Raw genomic sequence first — 10593 nt, forward strand, 5'->3', positions numbered from 1 at the left:
TTTCCATTGAAAAAATGGACAAAAAAGATGCGTATCATAGTACTAGATTCGTAGTATATGACGAAAAGAATTACGCGCTGAAAGGAGCTTTTGACTGTGGAAGTTTTACGACAGCTTGTGTCGCAGGACAAACATATCACATCATTTTTACAGGAGATTCAGAGCGGTCATACTGCTTCACAACTTATTACGGGATTAACAGGAAGCGCACGTCCAGTAATGGTCGATGTGTTATTTGAATATGTAAAAAAACCAATCTATATTGTATCTCCTAATCTATTACAGGCACAAAAAATGGCCGACGAGCTTGTGGGACTTTTAGGTGAGGAGCATGTTCATTATTATCCTGCAGATGAGTTTATTGCCGCAGACTTGTCTGTTGCCTCTCCAGAGTTACGTGCAGAGCGTATCGCGACACTTGATCACTTAGCTAGAGGTGAAAAAGGGGTTTATGTGATACCAGTTGCGGGCTTACGTAAAATGATGCAGCCTAAAGAACATTGGTTACATTATTTTTTACAAACAGCAGTAGGCGAGGAAATTCAGACTGAAGAATGGCTGCAAACATTAGTAGAGATGGGTTACGTACGTAATTCAATGGTAACAACACCAGGAGAATTTGCGCTACGTGGTGGCATACTAGATATTTATCCGCCGTATTTAGAGTCACCTATTCGTATTGAGTTATTTGATACGGAAGTAGACTCTATTCGAACATTTTCAGCGGATGATCAACGTTCCATTGATAAATTGCAGAAAGTGCGTATCCTACCAGCATCTGAAGTTATTTTGACGAAGAAAGAAAGAGTAGTGTTGGCAAGTCGTTTAGAAGCTGCATTGGCGACAAGCTTAAAGAAAGTCAGAAAGCAGGAGACAAAGGAGCTACTGTATCAGCATATTCAACACGATATTGAATTGCTACAACAGGGGAGTTTACCAGACTATGTAAACAAATATGGTTCTTTATTGTATGAGAAACCTGCTTATTTAGGTGACTATTTTACACATGATGGGATTGTACTGTTTGATGAGCTCGGGCGTATTCAGGAGGTTATGGATGCCTGGGAGCGTGAAGAGGATGAATGGTTTTTATCATTAATTGAAGAAGGAAAAATGGTGCATGATGTAAAGCCTGCCTTCTCTTTAAAAGAAATTTTAGCAATGCTGTCACAGCAAAAATTATATTTCTCATTATTTTCTCGGACATTTGCAGGTGTAACGTTTAATAAGACGACAAACTTTTCTTGTAAGCCCATGCAGCAATTTCATGGCCAAATGTCATTATTACAAAATGAGGTTGAACGCTGGCTACTTGGTAAATTTACTGTACTTATCGTTACAAGGGATAAAGAACGTGTTAAACGTGTACAGCAGATGCTTGAGGAATATGATATTCATACATCAATTGGTGATCCGACAGAGCCAGGTATTTATATTGTGGATGGTTCACTGTCTAGTGGCTTTGAATTACCGCTACAACGTCTAGCGATTGTGACAGAGGATGAACTATTTAAACAACAGGCAAAGAAAAAAGCACGTCCTCAAAAAATGACGAATGCAGAGCGTATTAAAAGCTATACAGAAATTAAACCTGGCGACTATGTTGTACATGTACATCATGGTATAGGTAAATATATTGGTGTGGAAACATTAGAGGTAAATGGTACACATAAGGATTACTTGCACATTCGATACCGCGCAGATGATAAGTTATATGTACCAGTAGAGCAAATAGATTTAATTCAAAAATATGTGGCATCTGAAGAACGTGAACCAAAGCTACACAAACTAGGTGGAGCAGAGTGGAAAAAAGCCAAAGCAAAGGTATCCTCTGCTGTTCAAGATATTGCAGATGATTTAATTAAGCTGTATGCGAAGCGTGAAGCCGAGAAGGGTCATGCCTTTGAGATTGACAACGATGATCAGCGCAATTTTGAGGCTTCATTCCCTTATGAAGAAACAGAGGATCAGCTACGTTCAATTATTGAAGTAAAACGTGATATGGAGCGTGAACGCCCTATGGATCGTCTTGTATGTGGAGATGTAGGGTATGGTAAAACGGAGGTAGCGATTCGTGCTGCATTTAAAGCAATTCAAGATGGCAAACAAGTAGCATTCCTTGTGCCGACCACGATTTTAGCACAGCAGCATTACGAAACGATTCGTGAGAGATTTCAAGGTTTTGCTATTAATGTAGGTCTCTTATCTCGTTTCCGTACAAAAAAAGAGCAAACAGCGACGTTAAAGGGTATAAAAGAAGGGCAAGTTGATATTGTCGTTGGAACGCATCGAATTTTATCTAAAGATTTATTATTCCAAGACCTTGGGCTACTAATTGTTGATGAGGAGCAACGTTTTGGTGTAACACATAAAGAAAAAATTAAACAACTAAAAACGAATGTCGATGTATTGACGCTAACGGCAACTCCAATTCCAAGAACATTGCATATGTCGATGGTAGGTGTTCGAGATTTATCGGTCATTGAAACTCCACCAGCAAATCGTTTCCCTGTACAAACCTATGTAATGGAACATAGCGGTGCATTAGTACGAGAAGCTATTGAGAGAGAGATGGCGCGCGGAGGTCAAGTATTCTACTTATACAATCGTGTAGAAGATATGGCTCGTAAGGTTGAGGAAATTCAAATACTTGTCCCAGAAGCGCGTGTAGGACATGCACATGGTAAAATGACGGAATCAGAATTAGAATCTGTCATATTAGCCTTTTTAGAAGGTGACTATGATGTGCTTGTAACGACAACCATTATCGAGACGGGTGTGGATATACCGAATGTGAACACATTGATTGTCCACGATGCTGATCGAATGGGCTTAGCGCAGCTTTATCAATTGCGTGGTCGTGTTGGACGTTCTAATAGGGTTGCATATGCATATTTTATGTATCAACGTGATAAAGTTCTTACAGATGTGGCTGAGCAACGATTACAGGCGATTAAAGAATTTACAGAGTTAGGATCAGGTTTTAAAATTGCTATGCGTGACTTATCCATTCGTGGTGCTGGTAATTTGCTTGGAGCACAACAGCATGGCTTTATTGATTCTGTCGGCTTTGATTTATATTCACAAATGCTACAAGAAGCAATTGCCGAGCGTCAAACAGGTGTGAAAAAAGAAGAAAAGCCTGACATTGAAATTTTATTGAGTGTTGATGCCTATATCCCAGATGTATACATTCCTGATGGCTATCAAAAAATTCAAATGTATAAACGTATTAAAGCAATGGATCAAGTGGAGGAATATAGCGAAGTCATGGAGGAATTAGAGGATCGTTTCGGTGATCTTCCGATTGAAACAGAGCGCTTACTGCGAATTGCACGTATGAAGGTATGGGGATTAGGTGCAGGGGTATTATCTGTGAAAGAAAAGCAAAAGATCGTCACGATATTGTTGTCTGCAGAAGGTACAGCACAAGTTGATGGTGGTAAAATTGTTGAAGAATCCATGAAATTTGAACGTGCTGTCGGTTTTGGTATGGATGGAATGCAATTGAAATTTACGATCGATGAACGAAAATGTGGAAAATATCAACCCTTTGATATTTTAGAAGAAATGATGCAAATTATTGCTAATTCAAAAAAACAACAATAAAAGAAAAGCTGATCATAGCTCGCGAGGGAAATGATTAGCTTTTTTTATTCGGCTAAGGAGAAATCTCTATAAGTGATAAGTGTTGAAACGTCAAAGTCGAATTGATTATTATTGCTCAATAAATTTCTTCATAAATCATTAATAAAAATTTGTTCTGTGGTTAATCTAAGATAAGTTGATTGAAGTTAAAAATCTACATGCTAAAACCAATTAAAGCACAAGTGCTTAGGCTTACAAGGCTTTTTGAAAAATATTGTTGGTCGTGAAATCCTTTTTCTTCAGTTTTTGCATAGATTGCTTTATAAAAAACCATACTATTGTTGAATAAAAATTTCATTGTAGCGAAAGCGAGGCATTAAGAATGAAGGCAACAGGAATTGTTCGTCGTATTGATGATTTAGGGCGTGTGGTTATTCCAAAAGAAATTCGTAGGACGCTACGTATTCGTGAGGGTGACCCGTTAGAAATTTATACAGATCGTGAAGGCGAAGTCATTTTAAAGAAATATTCTCCAATTAATGATTTGGGGGAATTTGCAAGAGAATATGTAGAAACATTATATGAAACGTTAGGTACTCCGGCATTTGTAACCGACCGAGATGAAGTAATTGCTGTCTCAGGGATCGGTAAGAAAGAGTACATTAATCGTCGTATTACATCCTTTGCGGAAAGTTTTATGGACGAGCGTTCAACAAAAATAGAAAAAATGGAAACAACTATTGAGATTGTTCCTGGACAATATGAGCAAGTAAAGTCATATTGCGCAACGCCTATTATGGTAAATGGTGATCCAATCGGCTGTATTATCGTTTTGTCTAAAGTACATTTTGTCGGTGAGGTTGAAGTAAAAGTTGCAGAAACAGCTGCTAATTTCTTAGCTAAACAAATGAATAGTTAATGAAAATTTAAAGTTATTGCGCTGACCTTTTAGGCTGAACAATAACTTTTTTTCGTACATAGTTGTATACAGAAGTATTTATGATAGTGCTATCGGGCGCGTCAAACTTTTGAGATATGCTATACTATTGGCATTGTTATAGAAGGAATGAGGGCAATTTATGTCGGAACGTTTTGGCATGAAAAGCTACATGAAGGGCGCGGCCTTACTTACAATTGCTGCTCTTATTGTGAAGGTTCTTAGTGCAATTTATCGTGTGCCTTTTCAAAATCTTGTTGGTGATGAAGGGTTTTATATTTACCAACAGGTGTATCCAATTATATCTATTTTCGTCGTATGGACATCGAGTGGCTTTGCAGTAGCCATTTCTAAAATGCTAGCAGATAATGATTGTATTTTAGACCCGCTGGAGCGAAATCAGAAACGTAGCGGTATTTTGCGTATTGTTTTTCTTTATTTAACAGTACTATCGTTGTTGTTTTTTGCTGTTTTATTTGGTGGTGCTGAAATACTTGCACAGCTCATGGGTGATACTCAGCTAGCGCCTTTAATACGGACTGGTTCATTTGTAGTGCTTGTCATGCCAGCGCTTGCTATTTTGAAGGGTGGCTTCCAATCAAGAGGTATTATGGAGCCAATTGCTTATGCACAAGTCCTTGAACAAGCTGTGAGAGTATCTGTCATTTTAGCGGGTACATTTATTATTATGACGACGACAAAATCACTATATAGTGCGGGACAAATGGCCATTATAGGTACAGTAATTGGTGAAATTGTAGGCTTTTTATTACTTGCGTTTATCTTTAAAAAACGTTTTGGTCTATTTAAGGACAAAAAACTACAGCAACGTATCGAAAGTTTTTCCGTTATTAAAGAGGTAACATTGCTAAGCTTAAGCGTAAGCATGAGCGGTTTATTGTTACTAGGCTATCAGCTAGTTGATTCTTTTACTATTTATTCACTATTAATCGAAGGTGGTATGGATCAGACGCTAGCTAAGGAAACAAAAGGCGTTTATGACCGCGGACAGCCATTAGTGCAACTTGGAGTTGTTATTGCTTCTGCTCTTTCACTTGCTATTGTGCCTCTTGTCGCACATATGTCCAAAAAACAGGAAGGTCGTAGTGCAATTCCGTTTATACAGCTAACCTATAGAGCGTCTATATTATTTGGGTGGGCAGCATCTCTAGGTTTAATACTCGTTATGCCTTATATTAATGCAATGCTCTTTAAAACAGATACACTGTCGGAAGTACTTATGATATATGTGTTACAAATTGTGCCTTTGTCGATTATTTTGACATTTACAGCTATTCTGCAAGGCTATGGAAAATTAAAAAAGCCAGCTTTATTTTTGATTGTAGGTTTTATTTTAAAAATAATATTGAATGTGCTGACAATTAATTTGTTTGGTGTATTAGGTGCGGCCATTGCTAACAATGTGGGTCTATTGTTTACTGCACTTATGCTTGTTTTCTATTTAAAGAAAATCACGGCCATTCAATTAGCGCCAGCAGATTTTTATAAAAAAGTAGGGATTGCATCACTCAGTATGGCAGCTGTAGTATTAGTTTGGTTACAATTTGTACCAGTGTTGTTAAACCAATTTTTATCGCCTCGCTATGTCGCGGTGGTAGCAGGTTTGACAGCGGTATGTTTAGGTGCATTTGTAATGATTACAGTCATTGTTAAGTTACGTGTGCTAGCTGAAAAAGAGTGGTATTTACTGCCATTTGGTCGAAAAATGGCTGTTTATCAATTATGGTTAAATCGGAAGAAGTAGGTGGATGGATTGAATAATTTAACAGTTATTGGCTTAGGTGCGGGTGATTTTGATCAACTGCAAATGGGTGTCTATAAAAAATTAAAAACGGCTAGAAAATTATATGTTCGTACAGTGGATCATCCAGTATTAGAGGAATTATCAGCAGAAGGCTTACAATTTGAGAGCTTCGATGCAGTCTATGAAAAACATAGTTCATTCCAGCCTGTATATGAGGAAATTGCAGAAAAGCTTGTAGCTACTGCAGCGATTGAAGATGTGATGTACGCTGTACCAGGACATCCACTTGTTGCGGAGCAGACTGTACAATTGCTTATTGCAGCGGCGGATGAGGGAAAAGTAAATTTAATCATTGAAGGTGGGCAAAGCTTCTTAGATCCAATATTTGGCGCGTTGAAAATCGACCCAATTGAGGGCTTTCAATTGCTAGATGGCACTAGCTTTTCTATGCATGACATTAACATGCATCAACATATTTTAATAGCCCAAGTATATGATACATTCAGTGCGTCAGAAGTAAAGCTAACGTTAATGGAGAAATACGATGACGAATACCCTGTTACAGTTGTTACAGCAGCGGGCTCGTCACAGGAAAAGTTAATAACAGTACCACTTTATGAACTCGACCAAAGTGTTGAGGTGAACAATTTAACAACTGTATATGTGCCACCTGTTAAATCACAAGAGGAGGCATTAAGGGACTGGACAACTTTCCGTCAAATTATTGCTACTTTACGAGGTCCAAATGGCTGTCCATGGGATCAAAAGCAAACGCATGAATCATTGAAAAAATATTTATTAGAAGAGGCTCATGAATATTTGGCAGCTGTAGATGCAGAGGATGACTTTGCGATGATCGAGGAGCTTGGGGATGTGTTATTACAAATATTCCTTCATGCACAAATCGGAGAAGATCAAGGTTACTTTACATTAGAAGATGTTTTAGCTTCAATTAGTGAAAAAATGATTCGTCGACATCCGCATGTGTTTGGGGATGTATCGGTAGAAGATGCAGATGACGTTGTAGCTAATTGGGAAGCTATAAAAGCAGAAGAAAAGGGTAAAAGTGATAAGCCGCTATTGGAAGAAGAATACCGGGCGTCCTCAGCTTTACAAACAGCGTATAATTATCAAAAAAGAGCTGCAAAGGTAGGGTTTGACTGGCCAGATGTAGATGGTGCATGGGACAAGTTTACGGAGGAATGGCAGGAATTTCGCCATGAGGTGACGAAAGGTACAAATGCGTCACGTCTTGATGAATTTGGAGATGTGCTATTCACACTTGTGAATTTAGCACGTTTCTACAAGCTATCTCCAGAAGAGGCTATGATACATGCCAATGAGAAGTTTTCGAGACGCTTCGGTTATGTGGAAGCAAAGGTAAAGGAAAGTGGGAAGCCGTTTTCGGATTATACATTAGAACAGTTAGATGCTTTCTGGAATGAAGCAAAACAGCTAGAAAAGGAGTAAAAATATGCGATTAGATAAATTTTTAAAAGTATCACGTTTAATTAAGCGTCGTACATTAGCAAAAGAAGTGGCAGATCAAGGTCGTATTACGATAAACGGTAAGGTAGCAAAAGCTAGTAGTGCTGTAAAAGCAGGTGACGAGCTAGCCATTCGTTTTGGACAAAAAATTGTAACAGCGCGTGTAGAGGAATTACGTGATACTGTGAAAAAAGAAGATGCAGCAAAAATGTTTACTATTTTGAAAGAAGAGCGTTTGGAAAAAATTGAACCTGAATATATTGATGATGAAGACTAATTAATAGTGACTTACATGTAGTCCTGTTCTCCTCTGAAGTTCTCAAAAGTTGTCACTGATTATTGTCACAATAATGCTGATGAAAGTTTAACAACTTTAATAAAGTTGTCATGCTTTTAAGGTTGTCCGCATAAAGTGAACAGAAGCTAGGACGACTAAAGGAGGAAAAAAATGACGCTACATCAAGAAAGTAACCGTTACACAATTCCATCTGGAGAACATATTTTAACGATTCGTAATCGTAAAAGAATGGACATGACTTCTGTAAAATCAATTGAACGCTTTGATCAGGAAGAGTTTTTTATCAAGACGTCCCAAGGGCATTTGTTAATCCGTGGAGAGGAACTGCATATCGTTCATTTAGATGTTGATAAAGGGTTATTGACACTTGAAGGAACTGTAAAAACCTTACAGTATGACGAGGAGGAAAGTGGCTTCTCGAAAGGTTTCCTTCATAAGTTGTTTGGATGATTGTTAGTGAACAATTTGTTCAGCTATTAGTCATGGTTTTGAGCGGTATAGCAGTTGGGTTCATTATTGATAGTGTAAGGCTTATTGTTTTTTCGACTCCAAAAAGGTCAAGCCTTCGAAGGTGGATGATGGTATTAGAATTACTCACTTGGATTCTACTTGGAGGACTGACATACTATTTATTATTTTGGCTGAAAGATGGCGCTTGGCGGGCTTATGACCCGCTAGCGCAAATAGCCGGAATTTTTTTGTATCAAACGTTTTTTCAAACATTTTTACGTTTCATCGCAAAGATTTTTGTGAATATAACATGGAGACCCTTCTGGTTCGTCGTACAATTAATAATTGCTATCATTCGACAAATTTTACAGATACTAATAAACATTGGAGCTTTTATTTTAAGACCTTTTGTCAAAATTTATTCGTATTTGTCCAACACTTTTTTAAAAAAATTCCGATATATCAAGTATAATAAAAGACAACAATAATTTTCGGAGGTGCGGGCATGTCTAGACGTCATTCATCAAATGATGGCCAACAAAACTTTACTAAACTTGATAATGACTATGTCCGTAACACGGATAGAGCTATAAATCGTAAAAAACAATCACGGAAAAGAAAAATACGGCGTATTGTCTTTTTTGCGATTGTGCCAGTCGTTATTATCGCCTTTCTCATAAATATACTTTTTCAACAAAATAAAACATTAGCTGTAAAAGAGAAGAAGAAAGACGAAGTGAATCAGCATCTAACTGAAGTGAAGGAAGAACGAGATTCATTAAATCTTAAAATTAAACAATTAGAAGATGATGAATATATCGCGAAGCTATTACGCAAAGAGTATTTCCTATCCGAAAAAGGTGAAGTTATTTTCATTATACCGGAAGAGAAAGAAAAAAAAGGCGATATACCAGAAAAAAAGGATAAAAAAGACGTCATACCAGAAAAGAAAGATAAAAAAGGCGACTGAAAAGCTATGTATTGTTGACACTCTTTTTTTGTTATATATAATGAAAAGAGAAACTTATTGCAGTAAAAAGTTTGATTAAATTGATTACATGACTCAAAAGAGTCGCTTAATTTTTAAGGAGGAGCATTTTTTTTATGTCAATTGAAGTAGGCAGCAAGGTACAAGGTAAAGTAACAGGAATCACAAATTTTGGAGCATTCGTTGAGCTGCCAGATGGCAAAACAGGCTTAGTACACATCAGTGAAGTTGCTGACAATTATGTAAAAGATATCAATGAGCATCTAAAAGTTGGAGATGAAGTTGAAGTAAAAGTGATGAATGTTGAAGCGGACGGAAAGATTGGTCTTTCAATCCGTAAAGCAAAGCCTCAAGCTGAGAGACCAGAGCGTCCAGCACGTCCACGTCGAGAAAATCGTTCTAATGATCGCAACGAACGTCATCAGCCAAAAGAGAATTTTGAGCAAAAAATGGCGCGTTTCTTAAAAGATAGTGATGAACGTCTAGCAACACTTAAACGTGCTACAGAGTCAAAACGCGGTGGTCGTGGCGCAAGAAGAGGGTAGTTTGCTGACTGTTTTAATCGTAGAAAAAGTGTATGAAATAGAGTTGGGATTAGCTTTTTACTAAAGCTAATCCCTTTTTTTATCTTCTTCTGGATGCAATTATGCCGGGGCATAATTGCTTAGTTAAATAATATGTAAGGATATACGATTTTTCCTATAACGTGGATGTTGGTCTTTTTTTCTTCTTAGGAGCTGGTGCGGGTGCTTGTTCAGTAGGTGCTTCTGAAGACTTTTCGACTGGGTTAGCAACCATTTTGATAAGTAGAAACACACCATATACACTAATGGCTAGTCCAGTGATGAGTAAAAATATTTGTACAACAAATGGTAAATTAATAAGAATGGATACGAGAATAATCATAGAGCCACTTCCACAAATTAAAGCAGCTTTTGTTAATAAACCCAAAGGAAATAAACCTCCTAGTCAATACGTTCTTTTCATTATTAGTATGCCATATTTTTTGTAGACAGTAAAAAACATAGGCTCTTCACCAAAACGTGTGGTTGATTTCCGTTCCGACTGGGCGCTTTGTA

Annotated in this window: 10 protein-coding genes; 9 read left to right on the forward strand and 1 reads right to left on the reverse strand. The window is 37.5% G+C overall.

Features of this window, described 5'->3' with window-relative positions:
• Positions 1-96: 96 nt before the first annotated feature.
• The 9 genes from mfd (at position 97) to QRN68_RS24805 (ending at position 10059) form a co-directional block, all read left to right on the forward strand.
• Complete coding sequence (gene mfd, locus QRN68_RS24765) at positions 97-3609, forward strand: transcription-repair coupling factor (protein WP_285399944.1); 3513 nt, start codon at positions 97-99, stop codon at positions 3607-3609.
• 361 nt (positions 3610-3970) lie between these two features.
• A complete protein-coding gene (gene spoVT, locus QRN68_RS24770; protein WP_068986592.1) occupies positions 3971-4507 on the forward strand; it encodes a stage V sporulation protein T in 537 nt (178 codons plus the stop codon).
• A gap of 160 nt (positions 4508-4667) precedes the next feature.
• Positions 4668-6290, forward strand: coding sequence for a putative polysaccharide biosynthesis protein (locus QRN68_RS24775; protein ID WP_285399946.1), 1623 nt, complete (start codon positions 4668-4670; stop codon positions 6288-6290).
• Positions 6291-6299: 9 nt separating this feature from the next.
• Positions 6300-7760, forward strand: coding sequence for a bifunctional methyltransferase/pyrophosphohydrolase YabN (gene yabN / locus QRN68_RS24780; protein WP_285399948.1), 1461 nt, complete (start codon positions 6300-6302; stop codon positions 7758-7760).
• Positions 7761-7764: 4 nt separating this feature from the next.
• Positions 7765-8055, forward strand: a complete 291-nt coding sequence (locus QRN68_RS24785) for an RNA-binding S4 domain-containing protein (RefSeq protein WP_285399949.1) — start codon at positions 7765-7767, stop codon at positions 8053-8055.
• Between the two features lie 171 nt (positions 8056-8226).
• Complete coding sequence (gene yabP, locus QRN68_RS24790; RefSeq protein ID WP_004229167.1) at positions 8227-8526, forward strand: sporulation protein YabP; 300 nt, start codon at positions 8227-8229, stop codon at positions 8524-8526.
• Positions 8523-9014 carry a spore cortex biosynthesis protein YabQ gene (yabQ, locus tag QRN68_RS24795; protein WP_350224372.1) on the forward strand — a complete coding sequence of 164 codons (492 nt, stop codon included), beginning with the start codon at positions 8523-8525 and terminating at the stop codon, positions 9012-9014. The genes yabP and yabQ overlap by 4 nt, the downstream gene beginning before the upstream one ends.
• A gap of 17 nt (positions 9015-9031) precedes the next feature.
• A complete protein-coding gene (locus QRN68_RS24800) occupies positions 9032-9496 on the forward strand; it encodes an FtsB family cell division protein (RefSeq protein WP_285399953.1) in 465 nt (154 codons plus the stop codon).
• Positions 9497-9630: 134 nt separating this feature from the next.
• Complete coding sequence (locus QRN68_RS24805; RefSeq protein WP_274795172.1) at positions 9631-10059, forward strand: S1 domain-containing RNA-binding protein; 429 nt, start codon at positions 9631-9633, stop codon at positions 10057-10059.
• Positions 10060-10213: 154 nt separating this feature from the next.
• Here QRN68_RS24805 and QRN68_RS24810 read toward each other — a convergent pair whose 3' ends face one another.
• Entirely contained in the window at positions 10214-10465 is a 252-nt protein-coding gene (locus QRN68_RS24810) for a hypothetical protein (RefSeq protein ID WP_285399955.1), read from the reverse strand.
• Between the last annotated feature and the right edge of the window lie 128 nt (positions 10466-10593).

Source organism: Lysinibacillus sp. fls2-241-R2A-57 (genome assembly GCF_030209535.1).
Classification (GTDB): domain Bacteria; phylum Bacillota; class Bacilli; order Bacillales_A; family Planococcaceae; genus Lysinibacillus.